We start from the raw sequence: 24831 nt of genomic DNA on the forward strand, positions 1-24831 counted from the left end.
CTAGGCTCCAATCAGCAACTGCCGTCAGAATGCGAGGTAAACACCGGCGGATTCGTGGGTCGATCGGATTCCGGTTGTGTGCTTCCGGAATTCATTCGCTTTCCACCATCACGATAATGTTCAGGTTTCCTTATCATCGAGGAGAATATCACTCCGGGAATGCGGTTGTCCATTGAGAACCACAGGCCAGTCCAAGTAGTCGGCAACCACTCGGTGAAACCCATTGACGAAACATTGCCAGACGAGGCGCGCCGTGCCGCATCCGTAACCTTGATCTCCGCCACCCCGCCCGCTGCAGTGACCTCCCTCACTGCGGCGAGCTTGTCCTCGGTACTGCCGCCAGGACTACTGCAGCCCCTTCCGCTGCAAGTCCCAGCGCGGTCGCACAGCCCATCGCGGCCATGTTCCGTACGTTGCAGGGCCGAACCGATCAGAACACGTGATGGATACCGATATCGACGCCAACGGTCGTACCAGAAGGCGCGTACAGCGAGCTAGGCGTATTGCCGCCATTGCCAATCTGGAGGCCGAAATTCTGGTTGCCCTTGTTGTTGACCACGCCGACCTGCGTGTACACCCCGGTGCGTTTCGACAGACTATAAGTCGCCCCAAGCGCGCCAACGAGCGATTTGCTGTCGGTATCTTTGCGGTTGACCGTGTACCAGACGCCGGCATCGAGATTGAGTGCTGGCGTGGCCTGCCAGGCGAAGCCGCCGTTCCAGATATCGTAGTCGATGCCGCTTCCCGCCATCTTGAAGTCGGTAAACGAGGCCTTGGTCGTCAGCGCGCCGAATTTGTAGGTGGCGCCGATAACACGGCCTATCATTCCAAGCCGATCGGGCAGCGGTGCGGTGGGAGGTCCCTCGATGCCGTTATAGTAGGCGGCATAGAGACCAAGCCCCTCCCAGTTGTACGAGAGATTGGCAGAGTAAGAGCGACCGGTCTTGAAGCTACCCGCCACGCCGCCTGGCGCATACATCACGCTGGCTTGCAGTCCGCCCAGCACGGGGCTCGTGTAGGTCAGCGCGTTGGCGCTGAAGATGGCCGTCACGACCGTAGTGTCGATGAACGGCACAAGCGAACTGCCGAGTTGCGACATGTTGCGCGGATCGAGCGCGTAAACGGTATTGAAAAACGGCGAATATTGCAGACCCGCGCGCGCGGTACCGAAGTTACCGCTCAAGCCAACCCATGCTTGACGGCCGAAAAAGTTGCCGTTCGAATCGTTGAGGCCACCGTTGGCGATATTGATGCCGCTTTCGAGCTTGAACTCGGCGTGAAGACCCCCGCCCAGATCTTCGTCGCCACGCAGGCCAAACAATGATGGCATCTGGCCACTATCGGTGAAACCGAAGAATTTCCCGCCATTGCCACCGCTGGCATTGCGGGTCTTGCTCAGATAGAGAAGTCCACCGTCCACGATACCGTACAGCGTCACGCTGCTCTGGGCCTGCGCGCCGACCGCAAACAACATGACCGAAGCGGCCAGCGCAGATTTCACGAAGTTTTCTTTAGCCAATTTACCGCGTCTCCAAATAATTGCTTTTTTCGAATCGGGGTCTCTGATTTCCCCGACTTATACAGGGCGAAAACCGACGTCGTCGTGACGGCGCCTTGTCACGCGACCCGCCCTTTTCCTGCGCATCCCATCAAAGCACCGCAGCCGGTGTCTCGATCTTCAGATCGCGGCGCACCACTACAGGCGCACCGCCATGCAGCTTCTTGTTGACCCAGGCAGACAAAGCGGAGTCCATATAATCTGCATGACCTGGAAACCAGTCGATCAATGCCTGCGCAAGCCTCCTGACGTCCGACAACCCCGCTTCCCCAACCGCCGCCAGTGCGTTCACCTGCTGGACCGCGTCGAGCACTTTCTGATGTTCATCGAGATGACACTCCCTGGCCGGGAAGCCAGTTTTCGTCATCCACTCGAGTTCGACGGCGAAGTGGGACAGCAGATGCGTCTCCACTGCCTGCAGGCAGGCAAGCGCGGTGTGCTGTGTGCACTCGCGCAGCGCCATGACAACGTCGACGAACTCCTCGTGAGCCTCGTCGATCGGCGCATGGCCCAGCAGCATCGCGCTGCTCCATTCGAGCGTTTCAGTGTGCGGCGCGACGCGCGGCCGGTGCTGCCCGTGGTGTCCAGCTTGCTGACTCATCGTATGCGTTTCCACCTGGTTTCCCCTCTGAGCATTACTTCCGGTCGGCACCGATCAGGATCGCCGCCATCACGGCCGGTTGCGCGCTGCTGTTGCGCCAGGCATGACGGGTGCCGTTCTGGATCACGACATCGCCGGCCTTCAGGTGGCGAACCTGACCATCATCGAGTTCGAGCGTCAGTTCGCCGGCCAGGATGATGTCGTAGTCCACCGATTCGGTACGATGGAAACCTGAGCCGTTCGGCTCGAAGCACTCGGCCAGACCCGGCAGGTTCGCAGCGTACTCAGCACCCGCCGCGGCCGGATCAAAATCCGGCGAGGCCATCACGCTGTCGGGCGGAAACTGCACGATCATGAAGCGCGTGCCATGCGGGTCAGGAATCGTCGAGTCCAGGCTGACCACCGGATCGCCGCCCGGGTGCGGCAATGCGGCAGCCCCCTCGAACGTCGCCCAAACCTGTGTGGTCTCGAAGCCCGGTACCGCCGCATAGGCATGCCGGCTTTCCACCTCGCCATCGGCCACGAATACCGACTTGCCGTCCTGCTCGCCGGTCACGATACGTCTCACCATGTCGATCTCCTCGATTTACTTTGGATACCTTACTGAACAATGACAACATTGACGAAGCCGCTCGCACGCTTCTCGGCGTCCGACAATGCTTCGTTAGCCTGATCCAGCTGATAGCGGTGGTGGTCGAAGACATCGAGATCGAGTGTGCCGGCCGCGGCCATATTCGCGAGGTCCTGACCTTCGGCGACGGAGAACCATACAGAGCCGATGATGCTGATCTGCGAACACATCATTTCGTGCATGACGATCGGCAGCGGATCGGTCATCGAACCGATCTCGACCAGCTTGCCGCCGCGCCGCAGCGACGCCATCGCATCGAGCGTGACCTGGTGCGGTGAGCCGGGACCAATCGCGTCAACGACGGCATCGACTCCGGTCCCGCCGGTTTCCTGGCGAGCCCAATCGGCCAGTGAGCCAGTTCCGTACGAAAACGTACTGATTCGCTGCGGATCGAGTGCCTTGACCTTTGCCAGCACCGCCTCGTTGCGCGCCACGCACAGAATCTTGATGGCGCCCATGGCACGCGCGATCTGCACTGCACCCAGGCCCAGCGTGCCGGTCGCGCCAACGATCAGCACCGTGCGCCCTGCGCCAACACCCGCCTTGCGCAGACCGGAATAAGCGGTACCGAGATAACCGAAACGCGCTGCCGTTTCGAAGCTCACGGCATCTGGCAGCTTGACGAGGCCATCGGCCGGCGCCGTCGCAAACTCGCAGAAGCCGCCATACGGGTACTGCCGGTAGATGTTCTTCGACTTCGGACCGAAGCCGAAGTAACCCTGGAACGTGAACGCCTCGCAGTTGATCGGCTCGCCGATACGACATGCATGGCACGAGCCGCACGAGCGGCCCGGATTGATATAGACACGATCGCCGCGGCTCAGACCTGTCACTGCACTGCCAACCTCAGCGACCACGCCGGCCGCATCGAGGCCGTAGATCGCGGGCAAATCGGGCACGGTGAGGTAGGCGCGATCGCCGTAGTGGCTCATCACGTTGCGCAGGTTCGGCACGACGCCGGACGCCTTCACGCTGACCAGCACATCGGTCGGCCGCAACAAATCGGGCTTCGGAATCGTGTCGAGAACGAAACGCCCACCCGCGTCGTGAACGCGCATCGCGCGCATGGTATTGGCCGTGCTCATTGAGATGTCTCCTTTTGTTTATCGGGGTAAATCCTTAGCGCCGCAGCAGGGCGCCGAACCGTCTGAAGCGTCCTCTTCCACTCGGGATTAACCCCGATTCGGCCTGCACATGCGAGGACTGCAAGCAAGCCATCCGTCCGCTGGCAGCGCCATCTAGCAAGGATTCACGTCAATTTCCATGACGACGGTCAAGCCATCGATCACGGATAGACGATCGAACATTGATTGAATTTAAATTGACTGTCAATTTATATTTCCGTAGCCTTCACGCACAGCATCGAACACGGGGCCGTCCATATCCGTGTCCGTCTGTGCAACGCAAGCTTCCGTCGCGATGCGACAGCTAGCCCATAACAACCCGGAGATACCAGTAATGAGCGATACGCCCATCGTCCGCCGTCGCAGCGGCGCGCGTCTGAACGACATCAGCGATGCCCGCGTCAACGACGCCAAGGTTCAAAGCCAGTACCAGCCCTACAAGGACGCCGCGTGGGGCTTCGTGAATCATTGGTACCCGGCCCTGTTCAGCAATGAGCTGGCAGAAGATGCCGTAGAGGGCATCCAGATCTGTGGCATTCCGATCGTGCTGCGCCGCGTCGACGGCAAGGTCTACGCGCTCAAGGATCAGTGCGTGCATCGCGGCGTGCGCATGTCGGCCAAGCCGATGTGTCTGACAAAGGACACCATCAGCTGCTGGTATCACGGCTTCACGTTCAATCTGGCGGATGGCAAGCTCGCCACCATCGCTGGCAACCCGGACGACAAGCTGATCGGCACCACCGGCGTTACGACCTATCCGGTCGAGGAAGTGGCCGGCATGATTTTCGTGTTCGTGCGCGAAGACGACTTCCCGCTCGAAGACGTGCCGCCGCTCTCGGCAGACCTGCCGATCCGCTTCCCGGAGAACGACGAACGCTTCCCGCATCCACTGTGGCCATCGGCACCCAGCCTGCTCGACAAGGACGTGGTCGCGCGCGGCATGCACCGCACCGGTTTCGCAAACTGGCGTATCGCCTGCGAGAACGGCTTTGACAACGCCCACATCCTGGTCCACAAGGACAACGCCATCATCCACGCCAAGGACTGGGTGCTGCCGCTCGGCATCGTGCCCGCTGCCGATGACTGCATCGCAGCGGTGGAAGACGAGAATGGTCCGAAAGGCCTGGTGCAGTGGCTGTTCACCGAGAAGTGGGCGCCGATCCTCAAGAACGAGACGGTCGGTCTCGAAATCAGCAACCCGGTCGCACGGCCGTACCGCACCTCGGTATTCCTGCCCGGCGTGCTGATGGTCGAGAACTGGCCGGAAGAGCATGTCGTGCAGTTCGAGTGGTACGTGCCGATCACCGACGACACCTACGAGTACTGGGAAATCCTGGCGCGTGTGTGCCCGACCGAGAAGGAGCGCAAGGACTTCAACTATCGCTACGAGTACTTCTTCAAGCCGCTGTGCCTGCACGGCTTCAACGACTGCGACCTCTACGCGCGCGAAGCCATGCACGACTTCTATGCCGACGGCACCGGCTGGGATGACGAACAGCTGGTGGCGACCGACGTCTCGCCGATTACGTGGCGCAAGATCGCATCGCGCTGGAACCGCGGCATCGCCAAACCGGGACGCGGCGTGGATGGCGCGATCAAGGCGGGCGCGATCCGCATGAAGCGCACCGCAGAGGGTAAGGCACCCGGCTACTTCGTCGAGAAGATCGAAGAAGACGATAAGTAATCCGTAATTCTTCCGTATCAAGGTACCCGTATGTCATCCGTTAAACATGTCACTCTGAAATTCCGCGACGGACAGGAGACATCGGTTGCCGTGCAGCCTGGCGAGAGCGTGCTTGATGCCGCTCTCGCCGCGGGCGCCCCGGTCCTCCACCAGTGCCGCTCTGGCTCCTGCTCGAGCTGTATGGCGCATCTGGTGGAAGGCCAGGCTGGCCTGCGCGCCGGTGCGAGCTCGACTCTGCTCAAGAGCGAGTTCGACGCCGGCGAGCGTCTGCTGTGCGTAACCGAGCCCGAAAGCGATTGCACGTTCTCGCTGAACTACGAGAGCGCTGTGGGGTCGACAAAGGCCGTCAAGGCGCATGCTTTCGTGGACAGCATCGAGAAAATCGCCCCGAACGCGGTGCGCGTCTCGCTCGAACTGGCCGAAGGCTCGTGGCTCGATTTCCGCCCCGGCCAGTTCATCCAGGTTCGCGTTCCGGGCACGGATGTGACGCGCAGCTACTCGCCGTCGAGCACTGCGGCCGACCTGCCGAAAATCGAACTACTGGTGCGCCTGCTCGAGGACGGCGTGATGTCGTCATGGCTCGAGAATCGGGCGCAGCCCGACGACGTGATCGAGATCGAAGGCCCATTCGGCAACTTCTATCTGCGCGAGAAAGTCCCGGCGCCGCACATCATGGTGGCGGGCGGTACGGGTCTCGCGCCCATCATGTCGATGATCGACACGATCCGCCGCAAGTCGGGACGCAAACCATCGGTACTGCTGAGCTTCGGATGCGCGACTCCCGAGCAGCTGTTCTGCCTCGACGACATCGATCTGCGCAAGCACTGGCTGCCGCAGCTGGACGCGCGCATTTCGGTCGACCACAACCCCACCGGCGATTTCCTGCGAGGCAATCCGGTCGATGCGCTGAGCGCCGACGACGTCACGCACCCCGACACCGTCGCCTATCTGTGCGGGCCGCCGCGCATGATCGAAGCCGCCACGCTCAGGCTGACCGAACTCGGCTTGCGCCCGGAAAACATCTACGCCGAGCAGTTTTCTCCATCGAACTGATCGCACTTGTGAATGCAGAGGTACGTCTTGCTGACAACGAAACCGTTGCCCTTCTCTCCTGAACAGCAGGTCTGGTACGAACGCGCCTGCGCCCGGCTCGATCCGGGCCGCCTGCAACGGCTGCTGTTCGATTTGACGGACATCCACAGCCCTACCGGCGCGGCCCGCGAGGCCAGCGAGTTCATGGCGCGCCATCTCGGCAACATCGGCATGAACGCCAGCTACCGCCGCATGAACGAACGGACCGGCAATGTGGTGGGCGAGAAGCGCGGCAGCGGCGGCGGCGCCTCCGTGATGCTGTACGCGCCGATCGACACGCACCTCGAAGGCGATGCAACCGACAACCCATGGGTCGGACCGCCCGAGCACGTCGATCTGAAACCGCAGGCGCGCATGGAGGGCGACTGGGTGTTCGGGCTCGGTGCCTCCAATCCGAAAGGCATGATCGCCACCCTGACCGAGGTGGCGACCGCGCTGATCGAAGCCGATGTGCCACTGACGGGGGACCTGATCGTCGCGATGGCCGATGGCGGCATGCCTGTCGACGTCGCCGCACGCGACCAGGCCGGCATGTCGGCCGGCGTCACCCATCTGCTGAGCCGCGGCGTGGCGCCCGACTTCGCGATCGTGATGAAGCCGTGGAACTGGGTCTATCACGAAGAGCCGGGCATGGGCTGGTTCAAGGTCAAGGTCAAGGGCACGCTCGGCTATGCGGGCGTGCCGCGCGGGACGCCTGGCTTCCGCAGCTCGGTCGTGCCCGCCGCGCGGGTGATTCTCGAACTCGAGCAATGGCTGATCGAGTATGCCGAGCGCAATACCTCCGGTGTGGTCAAGCCGCACGGCTGGATTGCAGGCGTCCAGGGCGGCTGGCCCGAACGTCCGGCGTTCCCGTCGGCGGTCACGGAAATTTTCTTCGATGTGCGTATCAATCCACGAACGAGCCCAGGCGAGATCAAGGCACAGTTCGCGGCATTCATGACCGGGCTGCAGGCACGCCACCCCGATTTCGATCTGGACTGGGAAATGTACGGTTCGGTGCCGGGCGGCACGACCGAGCCCGACAACTGGATCATCCAGTCCGCGCGCCGCGGCTGGGAGCATATCGAACAGCGCCCGCATCCGACGCCCGACTATCTTGGCGGGCAGACCGACGGGGCCGCGCTGCGGCGCTTCGGGATCCCGACCGCCCGGATCGGCTGGCCGTGGCCCGCCGAAGGCTCGCCCGAACCGCTCGCCGAGGGGCTCGGCGGCATGGGCGCCACCTATATCCCCGATCTCATGCCGTGCGCCCACAAGATCCTGTACGCGCTGATCGATACGCTTACGCGGCCGCGCGCGGAACTCGGTCTTTAAACCCTTCGTCCGGACCTGATCATGTCAAATTCCGAATTGCATTACCTGGATATCCGCACGCTCGCACAGATGATCCGCGCTCGCGACATCTCACCCGTCGAAGTCACGCGCGCCATGCTCGAGCGCATCGAACGGCTCGAGCCAACGCTGCACAGCTATGCGCTCGTGATGCACGAGCAGGCGCTCGCCGACGCCAGCCAAGCCGAACGCAAGGTGCTCGCGGGCGAAGCGCTCGGCCCGCTGCATGGCGTGCCGCTCGGCATCAAGGATCTGTTCTGGACTGCCGCCGTACCCACTGCGGCAGGCACCACGATCCACAAAGGCTTCGTGCCGTGCGAGGATGCAACCGTGGTCAAACGTCTGCGCGAAGCCGGCGCGATCATGCTCGGCAAGCTACAGATGACCGAAGGCGCATTCGCCACACATCATCCGACCATCGCCGAACCGGTCAACCCGTGGCACGGGAACCACTGGGCCGGCGCCTCGTCGAGCGGCTCGGGCGTGGCTACAGCCGCCGGCCTTTGCTACGGCGCGCTCGGCACTGATACTGGCGGCTCGATCCGCTTCCCGTCGGCGGCAAACGGCCTGACCGGCATCAAGCCGACCTGGGGCCGCGTGAGCCGGCACGGCACCTTCGAGCTGGGCGCGAGCCTCGATCACGTTGGCCCGATGGCGCGCAATGCGGCCGACGCCGCGCTCATGCTTGGCGTGATCGCCGGCCACGATCCGCTCGACCCGACTTCGCTGCCGGAGGAACGCCTGGCGCTGCCAGAGGACGCCGGGGATCTGCGCGGCCTGCGTATCGGCATCGATCCCGCCTGGAACACCGAGGGCACCGATGCCGTAATCGTCGAGGCGCTCGAACGCGTGCTCGAGGTGCTCCGGGAACTTGGCGCCGAGATTCGCGAGGTGCGTTTCCCTGCGGTTCGAACCGTGGTCGACGAATGGCAGGAAGACTGCGGCGTGCAGGTCGCGCTCGCGCACGCCGACACCTGGCCGCGCCGCGCCGCCGAATACGGTCCGGCCCTGACCCGTCTGATCCAGATCGGACACGAAACCAGCGCGCTGCGCTATCAGCAGGTGCTGCTCAATCGTGCCGCGCTACGCGGCAGGGTCAACCAGGTGATGAAGGATATCGATCTGCTGGTCGCGCCGGTGCAGCCATTCGCGGCACCCACGCACGAGCAGTTGGGCGCGCTCGCGCAGGATCCCGACCTCAATGCGCGGCTGATCCAGTTCACGGCGCCGTTCAATTCGACGGGACATCCGGGCATGGCGCTACCGTGCGGATTCACGCCTGACGGACTGCCGATCGGCTTCCAGTTCGTGGCCGCCCACGGCGCGGAAGCGACGCTGTGCCGGGCCGGCATGGCCTGGCAGCGCGCCACTGACTGGCACCGCGCACGTCCGCTGGACTGACTCCCGTGCTGGCTATGACCGGGGGACTGCTGCCCGGCAAGACCAGGCCTCAGCCCCCGGACGTCTTGCGCGTCTTGCGGGCCGGCTTGGGTGTGGGCGCAGCCTCGAGGATCTGTGGCGTAATGGTCGCGGAATCGCGCGCCGCCTCTTCATAGATGCCCGTGAGAAGCGACATGAAACGTGCGCCCTTTTCGAACTTGTCCGCGACGTCGGTGATTTCCTCGAGGCGCTTGACGAGAATTTCCTGCCGGACCTTGTAATACTCGTCGGTGAGCTTCACGCCCAGTTCGCTCGCCACATAGGAGTAGGTCTTGCTGTTCTTGTCCTTCAGCTTTTCGATGAGACCGGCCGCTTCGAGCTTTCTGAGGCTGTACTGGATATTGGGGATGTCGTCCCGGTTCATCAATCGCGCAATCGTCGCGCTGTTTTTGGGGCGGTCCTGCATGCGGATCACGTGCAGGATCACGTGTTCCTGGTATTTGATGTCGACATCCGCCGCAATGGTAATCATGCCTGTCGACAGGACGAAGCGCGAAAACGCTTCATAAAAACGTATCAGCGACCATTCGAACTCCGTCGCCTGGTACTCCATGTCGGTTTTGGCCAGATGCCACCCGCGATAGAACTTCGCTTCCATTCCGAACTCGCAAAAAAGAGGTGTAGAGGTCCCGGCCTCGTGCATGCGACTGTCTGCTTCCCAATCGCAACTACCCCGGCACCTTCGATCAACTGTCTACTGATTAACAATGGACAGTTTAACAATGAAATGTGAACCTGGCGCAATCCCTGGTGGCCGCCTTTTCCGCCATTGCCCACACGCCGGCGCAGATCCAGTTGCTCCGGGCCGAGCCGCAACGCGCGCAAGCCCGTTGACGAGCCCCTCGACTTTGATTGTCGTGTGCACCAGCGTTGGACCACAGGACCGTACCTGCCCTGCGCACCTCGACCAACCGTCAGCGGAATAACCGCCCGCGGCGACGCAGAGTTAGACTCGCGGGAACGGTGCATCAAATTGCGCGAGCGACGATACGGCCTTCGCCCGTTACCCGGGCGAACGGCGGCCGGCGCGGATTCCGCATCGCGCGGCCGCCGGGCGACGGGCCCTCAGTGAACAAGGAATGCGGAAATGGACGTGGCAACGATTGGATTCACCAACAAGTCCGCCGAGAAGTTCTTCGGTCTATTGCGTCAGGCGGAAGTGCGTGCGCTGCTCGACGTTCGAGTGAACAATACATCGCAGCTCGCAGGGTTCGCAAAGAAGCCGGACCTTGAATATTTCTTATCGCAACTTGTTGGCGCGGTTTATCTGGAGCTACGCGACCTGGCACCTGAGAAGCAAATGCTCAAGCGATATCAGAGAAAGGAGCTGAACTGGGACAGCTACGCCGCTGAATACATCGAGCTTTTGGCGAAGCGCCGCGTAGAGCGTAACCTCGATGTTGCATTGTTCGACAGGGCGTGCCTGTTGTGCAGCGAAGACAGCCCGCAATACTGCCATCGCAGAATTGCCGTTGAATATCTGAACCTCTGGTGGGACGACAACCTGAAGGTAACGCACCTTTTCTAGTACGCACGCAGCTAGCGTAATCGTCCAGCTCGCCTGCGAATCAGGTTCATAGAGCCCTGTCCCATGGAACTGAAGCAGATCCACTACTTCATCGCGCTTTTCGAAGAAGGCACCGTCACGCGCGCCGCCAGGCGGCTCAACATCGCGCAACCGGCGCTCAGCATGCAGATCGCCAAGCTCGAAACGGAGATCCGGCAGAAGCTCTTCGAGCGTGGGCCGCACGGCATGGCGCCGACCGAAGCCGCACGGTTGATGTACCGCCTTTACACGCCGATCATGCGCGACATCGACCACGCACGCGAGCACCTGAGTCGTCGCGATGTCATCGTGACGGGCCGCGTGTCGCTAGGGATGGTGTCGTCGGAGGCGCAGAGCGTATTGCCCGAATCGCTCGCCAGATTCGATGCGCTTTTCCCGCAAGTCGAAGTCTCCGTCGCCGATGGCTTCAGCGCGCAACTGATCGACGCTGTCGAAACTGGCCGGCTCGATGCCGCCATCATCAACAAGCCGCGCGGGCGGCTGACGCTCCACGTAGAGCCTTTGCTCGTCGAAGAAATGGTGCTGGTGACGAGCGTGGTACAAGGCCCAAAGCTGCCCGACGAGATCGATCTCACGCAGCAGTCGGGCATCGAATTCGTGCTGCCCACGCGCCGCAACGGCCTGCGAGGCGCGCTCGATGCCGCGCTGATGGCGGCTGACGTCGTCATCCAGCCGAAGTTCGAGATCGATCTGCTCAGCACCATCGTGCAGTTCGTTGAGCAGAGCAGTGTCGCGACAATCCTGCCGCGCGTCGTCGTGCAGGCGAAAGTGGACGAAGGGCGCTTGCGCGCACGCAGGATCGCGTCGCCGCCGATCGTGCGCCACATCATTCAGGTCACGCATCCGAAGCGGCCGATCGGGCCGGCCGCCCAGGCGCTCATCACGATCATCACTGATGAGATAAAGCGCGTGACGACGGGTGTTTTGGGGAAACAAGCGCCTTAGCGGCCGCGTTCCAACGGTTCGCGCGCACTACCCGGAACGTCGCTGCGCGTGCCGAACAGCGTGTCGCAGATCGGGAACGTGAGGTTGAAGTTCTGTGTCGCCATCACTTCGGGATCGTGGTGTGTGGCGTGCAGGCGCCGCACTGTGTTGACGAGCGGAACGCGGTCGAGGAACGGGCTGTCGGTGACGTGTGAGAGCGTATGCAGGCCCTCGTACATCAGAAAGTACGCCGCCATCGTGAGCAGCGCGATATAGCCTGCGTTGCGGGAGAATACGAACCCGATCACGAGCGCGAACGGCACGGCCGCCAGCACGAACGCAACCGGCGCAAAAGGCGGAAACAGCAGCGCGCGCCAGTGACGGTGGCCCTTGTATTCAAGCGTCACATGCGTGAAGAACCGGTGATGGACGGCGCAATGGCGCTTGTAGATCATGCTGAAATACTTCGTCGGACGATGCAGCACGTAGCGGTGCGCCGCCCATTCCGCCCAGTTGCCGAACAGAAAGAGCGGAATGACCGCCAGCCATTCGGCGAGCGTCGGTGCATGAAGCTGCATCAGGCAATACACGATCACGCCGCCGGTGAAGAGCAAGGTGAAGCCGAGGTGCATTTCACCGCGATACCACCATGGCGTGGCATTGACATACTCGTCACGGAACTTGTAAGAACGCGCACGAACGTCTTCTTCGTATTTCATCGATATCTCCAACTGTTGTGAAAGGCGTGCGCCCGTTGGCGTCCGCCGTTATACCCAATGACTCAGGAAGGACTGCGCGCGGAACCGTCTTCGAGCTTGCCGAGCGTCTCGGGCACGACGAATGCGCCCACGAGAAAGATCACGCTGATCGCGCCGACGAAGATGGCTAGCGTCATCGGCAACTGAGTCGCGTCCTTCGCCACCAGCGACACGGCCGTCGGCATCATTCCGCCGATCGCGAAGCCGATATTCCACGAAAGGCCCGTGCCCGTCGCGCGGATCGCGGTCGGGAAGCGTTCGTTCAGGAAGATCAGGATCGGCGCATAGCCGGCGCTGCCGAGCGCGCTGAGAAGGACTGCATAGACGCCGACCATCATGATGCTGTCCGCGGTAGGCAGCAGCAAAAACAGCGCGGGCAACGCGATGAGCCGGATAATGCCGATCAAGATGAACGCGCCCTTGCGTCCGATGAACGTACTCACGTGCCCTGCCGCGACCGAAGCGATCACCACGGCCACGCTGCAGATCATCAGGATCGCGGCAGCGGCACCGTTCGGCGCATGACTCACGACTTTGAGGAAGGTCGGCAGATAGCCCGATGTGAGGTAGTAGCCGCTGCCGCCGCCGATAGTCAGCAGCAGATTGACGAACAGCACGCTGCGATATTCACGCGAGAAAAGCGTGCGGATCGGCGAGCGCGCCACTTCGACGGTCGCGCTCCTGACCTGCGCGGTGGCCCTCGCGGCCTTTTCGGCGGCGAGCTTCTTCCACAGAGGCGACTCTTCAAGGCTGTTGAACACGAAGAGACCAAGCAGCGAGCTGATGATGCCGGTGAAGAACATGCAGCGCCAGCCCCATACGTCAAAGGCATCGCCGGGGAAAAGCGCCGACATCGCGAGGAACGTTACTGAAGCGAGCAGCGCGCCGAGTCCCGCGCCGCCGCCGCCGATCAGCCCCGACACCGCGCCGCGATACTTCGGCGCGACCGATTCGGTGCCAATGGTATGCGTGGATGCGACCACGCCGCCGACGAACACGCCCTGCACGAGACGCAGCAGCAAGAACAACACCGGCGCGACGATGCCCGCCTGGGCGACCGTCGGCAGCACGCCGAAGGCCGCCGTCGACACGCCGACGCCGACGACCGCGAGGATCATCGCGCCCTTGCGGCCGTGACGGTCCGCGTAAGAGCCGAAGAGCGCGGAGCCGAGCGGCCGCATCAGCAGCGTCACCGCGAAGGACGCGTAGACCGCAGCGAGCGAAAGCATCGCGTGCTCGGACGGGAAGAACAGACGCCCGACGATCGGCGCGACGTACAACAACACGAACAGGTCGAACAGATCGAGCGCCCAGCCCATGCACGACGCCAACACCGCGCCCATGACCTGCCGCTGACTAACCGGAAGCACGGTGGCCCCGTCTTGCGCTGCTACAGACATTTGCATCTCCTTGTGTCTCACAGGCACGCTTTGTCGGACGCGTGCTCTTGTTCGAGGTTGAAAAATCGTCAGTGGGCGGCGGCGAACGGCGATGCCACGCTCGCCCGTCGCTGGGCAACCATCGCATCGGCGATTTTCTCGGCGATCATGATGGTCGGTATGTTCGTATTCGCCGATGGCAGTCGCGGCATCAGCGATGCATCCACGACGCGCAGCCCTCGTGTGCCTCGCACGCGGCCTTCCGTGTCGGTGACGGCGTCGCAGTCCTGCGCGCCACCCATACGGCAGGTGCCGCTCGCATGCCACACGCCGAACACGTTCGCGCGGATGAAATCGGCGAGCGCGCGGTCGTCGTGGATCAGCGAAGTCATCTTCAGGCCGCGCGTGAAGAAGCGTTCGATCAGCAAACGCCGCAGCGGCGCCGGTGTGTCGAGCAGCGCTCCGAGGATCGAAGTCAGAAGCGCATTGCCTTCGCCGACCTTGCTCAGCGCCTTCACCCGCGGCGAGAATGCGGCCGGGAAGAAGTCACGCGAATCGCGGCCAAGACCGGATGCATCGACGACGCGCGCCAGCATCCGCACGCCGGCGGCGAGCCGTTGCAGATCGCGTTCGTCGTCGAGCAGATTCAGATCGACGCGCGGCGCAACGGCCGCCTCGGGCGACGCCAGTTGCACGCGGCCACGCGAATACGGCCGGTTGCACCACAGGAAAAACAGGCCGAGCCGGTTGCCGAGCGCATGCCACGCGGCGCGCGTCGCACTCGACAGATACAGGTCCGACTCGTCGCAGCCCGCGACGCCCGAACTCATGCGCGCGGCCATCATGCTCGCGCGGCGGCGTGCTAGCGGCATGCGAAAGCGCGGTTCGAGAAAATGACAGAACGTGAGCGACGGATGATCCTGCAGATTGCGTCCGACGCCCGGCAAATCCACCGCACACGGGATACCCATCCCGATGAGTTCGCGCGCATCGCCGATACCGGCGCGCATCAGCATCGCGGGCGACTGCAACGCGCCCGCGCTCAGCACGACTTCGCCTGCATAGAAACGCACGCGCTCGCCATTCGCCGCCATCGCGACGACACCGAGCGCCGTCGCGCCTTCCATCACGATGCGTTCGACGCGCAGATTCGAATAGATGCTGAGATTCGGGCGCTTGCGCGTGGCTTCGTCGAGATAGGCGATGGCCGTCGATACGCGCTTGTCGTCGATGTTCGAGAACGCGCCCGGAAAGAATCCGTCGCCGAATTCGCCGTTCTGGTCCTGAAGTTCGGCGAGGCCGTTCGCGCGCAACCCCTTCGCGAATGCATGACAGAACGCCGGCCAGTCCTCCGGCATGATGCGGCGGATCGGCACGGGACCGTCGCTGCCGTGCAATTCGCCGCCGGGAAAGTCCACGTCGCGTTCGAGCCTGCGAAAGTACGGCAGCACGTCGCGCCACGACCAGCCTTCGGCGCCGTTAGCGGCCCATTCGTCGTAGTCGCGCGGCAGGCCGCGATTGGCCGACTGCACGTTGATGCTCGAGCCGCCGCCCATCACGCGGCCCTGCTCGTAGACGCGCGGCGCGGCCTGCCGCGCGGCTTTCGCTTTCAGATCGGGCCAGATGTACGTGTCGCCGCAGAAGACGGGCATCGGGTAGCTGTCGAGAATCGCCGCGGGCACCGCGCCCGGCGGCGTGTCGGCGCCCGCCTCGATCAGCGCGACGCGCACCGACGGCTGGGCCGACAGTCGATGCGCAAGCACGCATCCCGCCGAGCCGCCGCCAACGATCACGTAGTCGAAGCGATCCATCGCGTTGTCTCCTCTTCTCTCGTCCGCCGTGCGGCGTGTCAGGTATATCAGTTGCCGCGAAACACCGGCTTGCGCTTGCCATGAAACGCTTCGACGCCTTCACGGAAATCGTCCGACGCGCGCAGACGGCTATAGCAATGTCCTTCGAGTTCGATCGCGATCGAGAGCGGCGCGTCTTCCGAATCGTTCAGTAGCTTCTTCGCGGTGCGCTGCGCGAGCGGAGAGAACGCGCGCAGTTCGTCGACGAGCGCGTCCGTCGCCGATTCGAGTTCCGCGTCCGCGACGCATTCGACGGCGATGCCCCACTCGTACGCCTGTTTGCCCGGAATGCGGCGCGAGCGCATCACGATGTCCTTCGTGCGGCCGATGCCGACCATCGACTGCAAACGCGCCGAGCCGCCCGAGCCGGGAATCTGGCCGAGCTTCTGCTCCGGCAACGCATAGAAGGTCGTATCGGTGACGATGCGGAAATCGCACGCCAGCGACAACTCGAAGCCCACGCCGAAGCAGAAGCCGCGATTGGCCGCGATCACCGGCTTGGAGCAGCGCGCGGGCGCCGCGATGTTCCAGGCGAGCTTCGACACATGTTCCGGCGATGCTTCCAGAAAGCCCTTGATGTCGCCGCCGCTCGAGAAGTGCTCGCCCTTCGCGCGCACGACGATCACGCGCACGCGGTCGTCCTCGTCGAGGGCTTCGAAAACGGCGCGCAACTGGTCGCGTGCGTGCATCGAAATGACGTTGAACGGCGGGCGATGCAGGATGATGTCCGCGCGCTCGCGCTGCGCGTCGATTTCGGCCGAGAAGCCGTCGAGGTCTTGCAGCAGCGTCTGGCCGCGATGGTTGAGATCACTCATTGTGGGTTACTCCTTGGTGGTTTCTGCAGGTTGCGCGGCCTGCGCTTTCGAATCGGGCGTGTACTCGCCCGCTTGCAGCTTGCGGCGCAGAATCTTGCCGACGGGCGACTTCGGAATGTCATCGACGAACACGTAGTCGCGCGGGCGCTTGAAGTTGACGAGGTCCGACTGGCGGCACCATGCATCGAGTGCAGCGGAATCGACGTACTCGCGGCGCTTGATGAACGCGACCACGCGCTGGCCCCAGCGCTCGTCCTTGACACCGGCGACCGCGACTTCATCGACGGCGGGATGCAGCGACAACACCGATTCGATATCCACCGGCGAGATGTTTTCTCCGCCGCTGATGATCATGTCGTCGACGCGGCCGGTCACGTAGAGATCGCCGTCGGCATCGAAGTAGCCGGTGTCGCCGGTGAAGTACCAGCCGTCGCGCAGCGACTTCGCGTTGGCGTCCGGACGGTTCCAGTAGCCTTCGAACGCTTCGTCGCCGAGCAGGTCCACGATGATCTGCCCTTCTTCGCCGACCTCGGCGTTCTCAGCGGGCGAGAGCGCATCGAGCTTGACGACGCGCAGCCGCGTATTGATGCCCGCGCGGCCCGCGCTGCCGGGCTTCTTTGTCGCGTCCTGGTCGATGCTGAACGTGTAGACCTCGGACGAGCCGTAGTGATTGACGAAGAGCTCCGGCTCGAACGCGGCCGAGAGGCGCTTGAGCAAGCCGTCGTTCATCGGTGCGCCCGCGAAGCCGAGCTTTCTGACCGACGACGTATCCGTATCCGCGAACGCGCTGTCGGCGAGCAGATCGTGATAGAGCGTCGGCACGAGATAGAGGCAGGTGAGCGCGTGCTTCGAGATGCATTCGAGCGCGAGCTTCGCGTTCCAGCGCGGCACGCAGACGAAAAGGCCATCGACGAGCGCCATCGCGAGCAGCGAGCGCACGCCCATCGTGTGATAAAGCGGCATCACGCCGAGCGTGCGTTCGCCGCGCCTGTACAGGTTCTGCGCGACGTGCGCGAGCGCCCCCGCGCGTTCATGCCGATGCCGGCGCGGCACGCCCTTGCCTTTGCCCGTCGTGCCTGACGTGTAAAGGATCAGCGAGATGTCGTCGGCGGTGGCGTGCGTCGTGTCGGTCACGTCGCCGCTGCGCGTTCGTTCGACGATGAGCGCATCGAAGGTGGCGGTGCGGCCGGGCGCGTCGTCGAGTCCGACGCGCGGCACTTGTTGGGCGGCGGCGCTCTGCGCGACCGAATCGGCACTGACGGGTTCGTAGACGATCGCCTTCGCCCCCGCGTCGGTCACGCAGTAGTCGACTTCATCCGGCTTCGCGCGCCAGTTGAGCGGCACGATCACGATGCCCGCAAACTGTCCGGCCCAATGCAGCGTCGCCATTTCCCAGCGGTTTTGCAGCACGACGAGCAGCCGGTCGCCGCGTTGCAGGCCGAGCTCGCGCAGGCCATCGGCGACATTCAGGATCATGCGATGCCACTGCGCGTACGTCAGTTGGACATCGCCATCGACGAGCGCGAGCGCGTTCGGACTGCGCTCGACGCTTTGCAGAAATGTGCGGCCAAGATCAAGCATGTTCGACCTCTTCCGTGCTTGCCTCGGCCCGGCGGCGCGCCGCCACGTCGAGCACGGCGGCTACGATCGGCGTGTAGCCCGTACAGCGGCAGATATGACCCGAGAGCATCTCGCGCACTTGCTCTTCGGACGGATCCGGCACGCGCCGCAGATAATCCGCGCATGACATCAGAATGCCCGCCGTGCAGAAGCCGCATTGCAGCGCGTGATGCCGCTGGAACGCCTGCTGCAGGTCGCCGAGCGTCTGATCGGGCGCGAGGCCTTCGACGGTATCGATATGCCGCCCATCGGCCTGCACCGCGAGCATCAGGCACGAGCGCGCCGCGACGCCATCGACCTGCACGGTACAGGCGCCGCACACGCCGTGTTCGCAGCCGACGTGCGTGCCCGTCGCGCCGAGCTCGTGCCGGATGAAGTCCGACAGCAGTTCGCGCGGCTCGCAATGGCCGCTTCGTTCGCGGCCGTTCAGCGTCAGCGCGATGCGCTGCGCTTTGCCGTGCCGCATGATGGTGTCCGACATCTTGCTCACTTTGCCTCCTCGATCACGCGCCATCCGAGTTGCCGGACCAGATTCCGGCGATATTTCGCGCTGATGTGCGCGTCGTCCTGCGCGTTCAGTTTCCAGCTCAAATCGTTCAGTGCGCCGCGCAGGTCGTCGCCCTGCAGCCGCGGCCATTGCTCCGTCACAGGCCGGTCCGCGACGCCGCCGACTGCAATACGGATCGACTCGTCGGTGACCACGGCCGCGCACGCGACGATCGCGAAATCGCCGTGTCGCGCCGAAAATTCCGCGAACGCGTAGCGCTCGCCTGCCTTGCGCAGCGGGAAGCGCACCGCTTCGACGAGTTCGTCGGGCTCGCGCGCGGTCATCAGCATTCCCTGAAAGAAGTCCCGCGCGGCGAGCGTGCGGCGCCTCTTTCGCGAGCGCAGCATCACATCGCCGCCGAGCGCCGAAAGCACGAGCGGCAACTCCGCGCTCGGGTCCGCGTGCGCGATCGATCCGCACACGGTTCCGCGATTGCGAATCTGAAAGTGCGAGATATGCGGGAAGGCCATCGCGAGCAGCGGCGCTTCGTCGGTGAGCGTGCTGCGCCATTCGACGCTGCCTTGCGTCGCCGCGGCGTTCACGACGAGATGCCCCGCCTGCTTGTCCACGCGCACGGCATCGAGTTCGACGGTGCGCGAGATATCGACGAGCACCTTCGGCTGCGCGAGCCGCATATTGAGCACGGCCATCAACGACTGGCCGCCCGCCAGCACGCGGGCGTCTTCGCCGTATTGCGCGAGCGCGTCGAGCGCGTCTTGCGCGCTCATCGCGCGCAGGTAATCGAACGGTGCGGGCTTCATGCGTGTCTCCTGAAACGTGCGAGGAGTCTTGCGATCCACGATCCGTGCGCTTGCACGGGCTGGCCCGCCGCCTGCCGTCCGAGCGATTCGAACAACTGCTTGAGCACGACCTTCGCCGCGCCTTCGAGCATGCGGCCGCCGACCGCCGCGACCTTGCCTGACACCTGCGCTTCATAGTCGTACGTGAGCCGCGTGCCGGTGCCTTGCGGCGTCAGTTCGACGAGACCGCTGCCGCGCGCGCTGCCGAGCGGCGAGATGCCCGCGCCAGCGAGTCGCAGGCGGCGCGGCGCATCGATCTCCGACAAGCCGATACGCGCCTCGAACCGCGCCTTGATCATGCCGACGCCGACGGTCACGTCCGCGCGATACTGGTTCGGCGCCGTCTCTTCGAGCGCGTGACAGCCGGGAATGACGTTCGCGAGTGCCTTCGGATCGAGCAGCACGGCGAACACAGCTTCGGGTGCCGCGGGCAGATCGACGGCGCCCTGCGCCGTCAATGCGCGTCCGCCGCCTGGCGTCGCGGGCTTCGTGGCGGGCGCTGCGCGATATTCCGGCCGCGACGGTTCGGGATCGTCCATGCCGATCATCGCCATCACGCTGGGCGGCGTGAGCGGCAGGCGAATGTCTTCGACGCCGAGCGCGTCCGCCACCGCATTCGCGATGCACGGCGGCGTGCTCATGTTGTTGCCTTCGCCGAGCCCCTTCGCGCCAAGCGGCGTGAAAGGCGAAGGCGTCTCCAGATGCACGATCAGCGGATCGGGCACTTCGCAGGTCGTCGGCATCAGATAGTCGGCGAGCGTGCCGGACTGGAAGCTGCCGTCCGCGCCGTAGCGGAACTCTTCCATAAGCGCCGCGCCGACGCCTTGCGCGAACGCGCCGCGAATCTGGCCATCGGCGAGTGCGGGATTGAGGATGGTGCCGGCGTCGTGCACGGTCACATATCGGTCGATGCGCACGCGTCCCGTCACGCGATCCACCTCGACGCCGCACATGTCGAACGCGAAGCCATACGCCGCCGATGTATTGATGCGGTCCTGTTCGTCGGGCGCATCCATGTGCGGCGGCGACCAGAACACGGTTTCGCGCAGGCCCGGCTCTTCGCCCTCGGGCAAGAGCGCGGGCGCCCAGTGCGGCGCATTGCTCGCGGCGCGCGCGAACGGCAGCGCGCGGTCTTCGGCGTCGTGCGGATAGACGCGCGCGCCTTCGAAGCGCACGTCGCCGGGCGCGCAGTTGAACTGCTTCGCGAGCACGCGCGCGAGCTTGTCGCGCACGCGCGTCGCGGCGAGATGCACCGTGCCCGCCACCGCGCCCGCGAAGCGGCTCGAATAATTGCCGGCCGCGACCGACCAGGCGTCCTTGTGCGTATCGAATTCGACATTGACGACGATGTCCTTCGGATCGAGCCCGAGCACATCGGCGACGACTTGCGCGCACACCGTCATGTGGCCCTGGCCCGCGGGCGTCGAAGCAATCGTCACGACCACGCCACCGAGCAGATCGACGCTGACGGTTGCGCTCGCGATCGCGCCGTTCTTCGGCCCGGCTTTCCTGCGTGCGTCGGCGGGCATCACGGTCGTGATGTAGCCCATGTTCGATACCGACGGCTCGACGATCGCCGCGAAGCCGATGCCATACAGCCGCCCTTCGTTGCGCGCGGCGTCGCGGCGCGCAACGAGTTCCTGGTATCCGCCTTCGTCGAGCGAACGGCGCAGCGCTTCCTGATAATTGCCCGAATCGAGCAGCGCGCCCGCCGCCGCGCGATACGGAAATGCATCGGCGGGAACGAAGTTGCGGCGATACACGTCGAGCACATCGAACTTCAGTTCGATCGCGATGCGCTGGATCAGCCGCTCCAGCGCGAAGTACACCTGCGGCCCGCCGAAGCCGCGCACGAGCCCCGTCGGCGTCTTGTTCGTCAGCACGACGCGATTGCGCACGAGCAGATTCGGGATCGCGTACGCGCCCGTCAGGCAGCCGTGCATCCGGTAGAACGTCGCGGGCTCGGGCGCGCGCACGTAGCCGCCGACGTCTTCCAACTGATCGTAAGACAGCGCGACGATGCGGCCATCCGCCTCGACGGCCGCTTCTATCGTCGAAACACGGGCCGTCGCCGAGGTTGCCGCGCTCAAGTGTTCGAGCCGATCCTCGACCCACTTCACCGGCGCGCCCGCCTTGCGCGACGCGAGGCACATCAGCACGACATACGGAAACACGGCCTGCTTCACGCCGAAGCTGCCGCCGGAATCGCGCGGGGCCTTGTGACGCAGGCGATTGGCGGGCACGTTCAACGCCATTGCCATGACGGCGTGCAGCGAGAACGGCCCCATGAAATTCGACGTGACGTCGTAGCCTTCATCGCCAGAGAGATACTCGGCGATGACCACGCCGCACTCGATCGGCGCGCACGTGTTGCGCGGATAATGCGCGACCAGCTTCACGCGATGCGGCGCGCGCCCGAAGGCCGCTTCCGGCTCGCCGTAGCGGAAATGCCGGTCGCTGATGACGTTGCTGCCGACGCGTTCGTGCAGCACCGGCGCGTCGTCCTTCGCGGCTTGTTCAATCGACGTCACGGGATCGAGCATCGCGTAGTCGACCTTGATCAGATCGAGCGCGTCTTCCGCGAGCGCACGCGATTCGGCCATCACGACCGCGACCGGCTCGCCCACGTAGCGCACGCGGTCCATCGCGAGCGCCCACTGTTCCATCGGCGATTTCACGCCGACGACGAACGGTCGCGACCACGGACGCAAATCGTCGCGCGTGAGCACGGCGCGCACGCCCGCGAGTTTCGATGCAGCTTGCGTATCGATAGACAGGATTTCCGCGTGCGCGTGCGGCGAACGCAGAATCGCGGCGTGCAGCGTGCCCGGCTTGACAGCGATGTCGTCGCCGTAGCGGCCACGGCCCGTCAGGATCGCCGGGTCTTCGAGGCGCTCCATCGAGCGTCCGATGTGACGCTGCGGTGCGGTCGCTTCGCGCGCCTGGCTGCCGGCGACGCGCGCGTCCATCTCGGCAAATGCGGTTTCGCGCTGATTCATGACGTGACTCCTCGTGCGGCGCGGCCGCCGAATTCATCGGCGAGACCGCTCCAGCGGCGGGCAATCTCGCCATGCTCGATGCCGAACAGATCGAGAATGCGCCCGACCGTGTGGTCGACCACGTCGTCGATAGTCTGCGGATGCGCGTAGAACGCGGGCACCGGCGGCATCACGATCGCGCCCATTTCCGTGGCGAGCGTCATGTTGCGCAGATGCGCGAGATTGAGCGGCGTTTCGCGCGCGACCAGCACGAGGCGGCGGCGCTCCTTGAGCATCACATCGGCGGCACGCGCAAGCAGGTTGTCCGCGAAGCCGTTCGCGACGCCCGCGAGCGTTTTCATCGAACATGGCGCGATCACCATGCCTTCGGTCACAAACGATCCGCTCGCCACGGCCGCGCCGATATCGCGCACGTTGTGCACGACATCGGCAACGGCTTCGAGATGACCACGCGCGAGGCCGAGTTCCTGTGCGGCCGTCACCGCGCCCGATGACGACACGATGAGATGCGTCTCGTGCGTGCCGAGCCGGTGCAACGCGGCGAGCAAACGCACGCCGATCACCGCGCCGCTTGCGCCCGAAATGCCGACGACGATGCGCTTCTTTCGCTCAGCCATGATCGCGCGCCAACCAGGCGTCGAATGCGCTGTTGTCAGCGGCGACGAGTGCTTGCAGGTCGACCGTGTCTTGCCCCGGTATCTGCACGCGCGTAAACACATGCGCGGGATAGACGACGGGGCGCGTCGCATCGAGGCCCATCTTCGCGCTCACGCCTTGCAGATGCGACGGCGCATCGTCGGGCTGACCGACCGTCGTCGATGGATCGAGCGGCGAACCTTGCGCGCCTGCTATCACGACGAGATCGCGGTCTGCCTGGAAGCGCGTCGCGATCGCCCATTCGATTTCGGCGGGATCGTGCACGTTCACATCGGTATCGACGACGACGACCTGCTTGATGTCGTAATGCGCGCCGAACGCGCACAGGATGACGTTCTTCGCTTCGCCTTCGCGCTTCTTGTCGAATTGCACCCACAGGTGATAGCGGCACACGCCGCCCACCGACAGATGCACGTCCTTCACGGCGGGATGGCTGCGCTGAAGATGCGCGAGCAACGTGGCTTCGCGCGGAATCGCGCCGAGCAGCAGATGCTCCATTTCGGCGGGCACGATCGTATGAAAGATCGGATCGCGCCGATGCGTGACGGCCGTCACTTCGATGACTTCGCGTGCTTCCTTCGCGCTGTAGTACTTCGGAAATTCGCCGAACGGACCTTCCGGCTCGCGCACGTTCGGCAGAATGCGCCCTTCGATGACGATCTCCGCGAACGCCGGCACGTGTACGCCGTTCGTCATGCATCGCACGACAGGCAGCGGCGCACCGTGCAGCGCGCCCGCGATTTCGAGTTCGTCGTGATCGATCGGCGTGATCGCTTGCGACGCGAGCATCGTCAGCGGATCGACGCCAATCACGATGGCGACGTCGAGCGCATCGCCCGCGGCTTCCGCGTCGCGCTGGAATGCGTAGAGATGACGCGGCAGCAGCAGGATCGCCATGCGATCGGGGCCGTGCACCTGAATGCGGTTGATCGAAACGTTCTGCACACCGGTGCGCGGATTGCGCGCGATCACGAGACCGGCGGTGATGTACGGGCCATTGTCGTGTTCGCTGTGCGTGGGAATGGGCAGCAGCGCGTGAAGATCGACGCCGCTCGTATGCACCACTTGCTGACACGACGCGTCCTCACGTTGAATCAGCTTCGATGCGAGCGGCGCAGCGGCCGCAGCGGAAAAACGCGCGAGCAACGCGGATTCATCGACGCCCATCGCTTCCGCGATCCACGCGCGCTTCGACATGAAGCCGCTCACGACGGGCATCGCATGTCCGTGCGGCTGCGTGAAAAAAGCAGCTCGTTCGCCGTCGAGCCGTTTCGCAATGGCGGCGAGTTCGTGCTCGAGCGCGACGGGCTTGTCGATCGTCGCGACACGGCCGGTTTTCGCGAGATACGCGAGCCAGTCGCGCAGCGACAGCGAGCCGGTGTCGGCGTGATCCCGTGCCCAGGCGAATGAGGGAATGCCGTGCGTTTCGGCATCGCGTGTGTTCATCATTGTC

At 64.1% G+C, this 24831-nt stretch carries 21 protein-coding genes; 6 read left to right on the forward strand and 15 right to left on the reverse strand.

The window, feature by feature from the left end:
* Nucleotides 1-430: 430 nt before the first annotated feature.
* From BMI01S_RS15270 to BMI01S_RS15285, 4 genes are all read right to left on the reverse strand, one after another.
* Nucleotides 431-1519, reverse strand: coding sequence for a porin (locus BMI01S_RS15270; protein WP_341809839.1), 1089 nt, complete (start codon nt 1517-1519; stop codon nt 431-433).
* A gap of 130 nt (nt 1520-1649) precedes the next feature.
* Nucleotides 1650-2159 carry a bacteriohemerythrin gene (locus BMI01S_RS15275; protein ID WP_028213719.1) on the reverse strand — a complete coding sequence of 170 codons (510 nt, stop codon included), beginning with the start codon at nt 2157-2159 and terminating at the stop codon, nt 1650-1652.
* Nucleotides 2160-2193: 34 nt separating this feature from the next.
* Entirely contained in the window at nt 2194-2730 is a 537-nt protein-coding gene (locus BMI01S_RS15280) for a cupin domain-containing protein (RefSeq protein WP_028230971.1), read from the reverse strand.
* Between the two features lie 29 nt (nt 2731-2759).
* Nucleotides 2760-3875, reverse strand: a complete 1116-nt coding sequence (locus BMI01S_RS15285) for an alcohol dehydrogenase catalytic domain-containing protein (RefSeq protein ID WP_208460986.1) — start codon at nt 3873-3875, stop codon at nt 2760-2762.
* A gap of 373 nt (nt 3876-4248) precedes the next feature.
* Here BMI01S_RS15285 and BMI01S_RS15290 point away from each other — a divergent pair, with 373 nt between their 5' ends.
* The 4 genes from BMI01S_RS15290 to BMI01S_RS15305 are packed head-to-tail and all read left to right on the forward strand — an operon-like array spanning nt 4249 to nt 9423.
* Entirely contained in the window at nt 4249-5598 is a 1350-nt protein-coding gene (locus BMI01S_RS15290; RefSeq protein WP_028213722.1) for a Rieske 2Fe-2S domain-containing protein, read from the forward strand.
* 30 nt (nt 5599-5628) lie between these two features.
* A complete protein-coding gene (locus BMI01S_RS15295) occupies nt 5629-6651 on the forward strand; it encodes a ring-hydroxylating dioxygenase ferredoxin reductase family protein (RefSeq protein WP_028230973.1) in 1023 nt (340 codons plus the stop codon).
* A 27-nt stretch (nt 6652-6678) separates the two neighbouring features.
* Nucleotides 6679-8004: a M20 family metallopeptidase gene (locus tag BMI01S_RS15300; protein ID WP_028230974.1), complete on the forward strand. Its 1326-nt coding sequence runs from the start codon at nt 6679-6681 to the stop codon at nt 8002-8004.
* 21 nt (nt 8005-8025) lie between these two features.
* The gene (locus tag BMI01S_RS15305) at nt 8026-9423 is read left to right on the forward strand and encodes an amidase (RefSeq protein WP_028213725.1); all 1398 of its coding nucleotides are present in this window, start codon (nt 8026-8028) and stop codon (nt 9421-9423) included.
* Nucleotides 9424-9472: 49 nt separating this feature from the next.
* On the opposite strand, the gene BMI01S_RS15310 is transcribed toward BMI01S_RS15305, so the two are convergent.
* A complete protein-coding gene (locus BMI01S_RS15310; RefSeq protein ID WP_028213726.1) occupies nt 9473-10060 on the reverse strand; it encodes a winged helix DNA-binding protein in 588 nt (195 codons plus the stop codon).
* A 489-nt stretch (nt 10061-10549) separates the two neighbouring features.
* On the opposite strand from BMI01S_RS15310, the gene BMI01S_RS15315 reads away from it, so the two are divergent.
* Together BMI01S_RS15315 and BMI01S_RS15320 are read left to right on the forward strand one after the other, a co-directional pair.
* Nucleotides 10550-10990, forward strand: a complete 441-nt coding sequence (locus tag BMI01S_RS15315) for a DUF488 domain-containing protein (RefSeq protein WP_028230975.1) — start codon at nt 10550-10552, stop codon at nt 10988-10990.
* A gap of 63 nt (nt 10991-11053) precedes the next feature.
* Complete coding sequence (locus BMI01S_RS15320) at nt 11054-11974, forward strand: LysR family transcriptional regulator (RefSeq protein ID WP_028213728.1); 921 nt, start codon at nt 11054-11056, stop codon at nt 11972-11974.
* On the opposite strand, the gene BMI01S_RS15325 is transcribed toward BMI01S_RS15320, so the two are convergent.
* The 10 genes from BMI01S_RS15325 to BMI01S_RS15370 all read right to left on the reverse strand — a co-directional run bounded on the left by BMI01S_RS15325 (nt 11971) and on the right by BMI01S_RS15370 (nt 24824).
* The gene (locus tag BMI01S_RS15325; RefSeq protein WP_028213729.1) at nt 11971-12672 is read right to left on the reverse strand and encodes a sterol desaturase family protein; all 702 of its coding nucleotides are present in this window, start codon (nt 12670-12672) and stop codon (nt 11971-11973) included. The two genes, BMI01S_RS15320 and BMI01S_RS15325, sit on opposite strands and share 4 nt — an antisense overlap.
* A 62-nt stretch (nt 12673-12734) precedes the next feature.
* Nucleotides 12735-14111, reverse strand: coding sequence for an MFS transporter (locus BMI01S_RS15330; RefSeq protein WP_028230976.1), 1377 nt, complete (start codon nt 14109-14111; stop codon nt 12735-12737).
* Between the two features lie 68 nt (nt 14112-14179).
* A complete protein-coding gene (locus BMI01S_RS15335) occupies nt 14180-15901 on the reverse strand; it encodes a GMC family oxidoreductase (protein ID WP_028213731.1) in 1722 nt (573 codons plus the stop codon).
* A 47-nt stretch (nt 15902-15948) separates the two neighbouring features.
* Complete coding sequence (locus tag BMI01S_RS15340; RefSeq protein WP_028230977.1) at nt 15949-16755, reverse strand: enoyl-CoA hydratase/isomerase family protein; 807 nt, start codon at nt 16753-16755, stop codon at nt 15949-15951.
* Between the two features lie 6 nt (nt 16756-16761).
* Entirely contained in the window at nt 16762-18336 is a 1575-nt protein-coding gene (locus BMI01S_RS15345) for an AMP-binding protein (RefSeq protein WP_028230978.1), read from the reverse strand.
* A complete protein-coding gene (locus BMI01S_RS15350; RefSeq protein WP_028213734.1) occupies nt 18329-18865 on the reverse strand; it encodes a (2Fe-2S)-binding protein in 537 nt (178 codons plus the stop codon). Before BMI01S_RS15350 ends, BMI01S_RS15345 begins: the two co-directional genes overlap by 8 nt.
* Complete coding sequence (locus BMI01S_RS15355) at nt 18862-19683, reverse strand: FAD binding domain-containing protein (RefSeq protein WP_028213735.1); 822 nt, start codon at nt 19681-19683, stop codon at nt 18862-18864. Before BMI01S_RS15355 ends, BMI01S_RS15350 begins: the two co-directional genes overlap by 4 nt.
* Complete coding sequence (locus BMI01S_RS15360; protein ID WP_028230979.1) at nt 19680-22721, reverse strand: xanthine dehydrogenase family protein molybdopterin-binding subunit; 3042 nt, start codon at nt 22719-22721, stop codon at nt 19680-19682. Before BMI01S_RS15360 ends, BMI01S_RS15355 begins: the two co-directional genes overlap by 4 nt.
* Nucleotides 22718-23338 (reverse strand): UbiX family flavin prenyltransferase, encoded by a 621-nt coding sequence (locus BMI01S_RS15365; RefSeq protein WP_028213737.1) that lies wholly within the window; start codon nt 23336-23338, stop codon nt 22718-22720. The genes BMI01S_RS15360 and BMI01S_RS15365 overlap by 4 nt, the downstream gene beginning before the upstream one ends.
* Nucleotides 23331-24824, reverse strand: a complete 1494-nt coding sequence (locus BMI01S_RS15370; RefSeq protein ID WP_028230980.1) for a UbiD family decarboxylase — start codon at nt 24822-24824, stop codon at nt 23331-23333. The genes BMI01S_RS15365 and BMI01S_RS15370 overlap by 8 nt, the downstream gene beginning before the upstream one ends.
* Between the last annotated feature and the right edge of the window lie 7 nt (nt 24825-24831).

The organism is Paraburkholderia mimosarum LMG 23256 = NBRC 106338 (assembly GCF_000739815.1).
GTDB lineage: Bacteria > Pseudomonadota > Gammaproteobacteria > Burkholderiales > Burkholderiaceae > Paraburkholderia > Paraburkholderia mimosarum.

Excerpts from the sequence above, each read along its gene's own strand:
- BMI01S_RS15275 (WP_028213719.1), bottom strand. The coding sequence starts at position 2,159 with ATGAGTCAGCAAGCTGGACACCACGGGCAGCACCGGCCGCGCGTCGCG.
- BMI01S_RS15280 (WP_028230971.1), bottom strand. The coding sequence starts at position 2,730 with ATGGTGAGACGTATCGTGACCGGCGAGCAGGACGGCAAGTCGGTATTC.
- BMI01S_RS15285 (WP_208460986.1), bottom strand. The coding sequence starts at position 3,875 with ATGAGCACGGCCAATACCATGCGCGCGATGCGCGTTCACGACGCGGGT.
- BMI01S_RS15290 (WP_028213722.1), top strand. The coding sequence starts at position 4,249 with ATGAGCGATACGCCCATCGTCCGCCGTCGCAGCGGCGCGCGTCTGAAC.
- BMI01S_RS15295 (WP_028230973.1), top strand. The coding sequence starts at position 5,629 with ATGTCATCCGTTAAACATGTCACTCTGAAATTCCGCGACGGACAGGAG.
- BMI01S_RS15305 (WP_028213725.1), top strand. The coding sequence starts at position 8,026 with ATGTCAAATTCCGAATTGCATTACCTGGATATCCGCACGCTCGCACAG.
- BMI01S_RS15310 (WP_028213726.1), bottom strand. The coding sequence starts at position 10,060 with ATGGAAGCGAAGTTCTATCGCGGGTGGCATCTGGCCAAAACCGACATG.
- BMI01S_RS15315 (WP_028230975.1), top strand. The coding sequence starts at position 10,550 with ATGGACGTGGCAACGATTGGATTCACCAACAAGTCCGCCGAGAAGTTC.
- BMI01S_RS15320 (WP_028213728.1), top strand. The coding sequence starts at position 11,054 with ATGGAACTGAAGCAGATCCACTACTTCATCGCGCTTTTCGAAGAAGGC.
- BMI01S_RS15325 (WP_028213729.1), bottom strand. The coding sequence starts at position 12,672 with ATGAAATACGAAGAAGACGTTCGTGCGCGTTCTTACAAGTTCCGTGAC.
- BMI01S_RS15330 (WP_028230976.1), bottom strand. The coding sequence starts at position 14,111 with ATGTCTGTAGCAGCGCAAGACGGGGCCACCGTGCTTCCGGTTAGTCAG.
- BMI01S_RS15335 (WP_028213731.1), bottom strand. The coding sequence starts at position 15,901 with ATGGATCGCTTCGACTACGTGATCGTTGGCGGCGGCTCGGCGGGATGC.
- BMI01S_RS15340 (WP_028230977.1), bottom strand. The coding sequence starts at position 16,755 with ATGAGTGATCTCAACCATCGCGGCCAGACGCTGCTGCAAGACCTCGAC.
- BMI01S_RS15345 (WP_028230978.1), bottom strand. The coding sequence starts at position 18,336 with ATGCTTGATCTTGGCCGCACATTTCTGCAAAGCGTCGAGCGCAGTCCG.
- BMI01S_RS15355 (WP_028213735.1), bottom strand. The coding sequence starts at position 19,683 with ATGAAGCCCGCACCGTTCGATTACCTGCGCGCGATGAGCGCGCAAGAC.
- BMI01S_RS15360 (WP_028230979.1), bottom strand. The coding sequence starts at position 22,721 with ATGAATCAGCGCGAAACCGCATTTGCCGAGATGGACGCGCGCGTCGCC.
- BMI01S_RS15365 (WP_028213737.1), bottom strand. The coding sequence starts at position 23,338 with ATGGCTGAGCGAAAGAAGCGCATCGTCGTCGGCATTTCGGGCGCAAGC.
- BMI01S_RS15370 (WP_028230980.1), bottom strand. The coding sequence starts at position 24,824 with ATGAACACACGCGATGCCGAAACGCACGGCATTCCCTCATTCGCCTGG.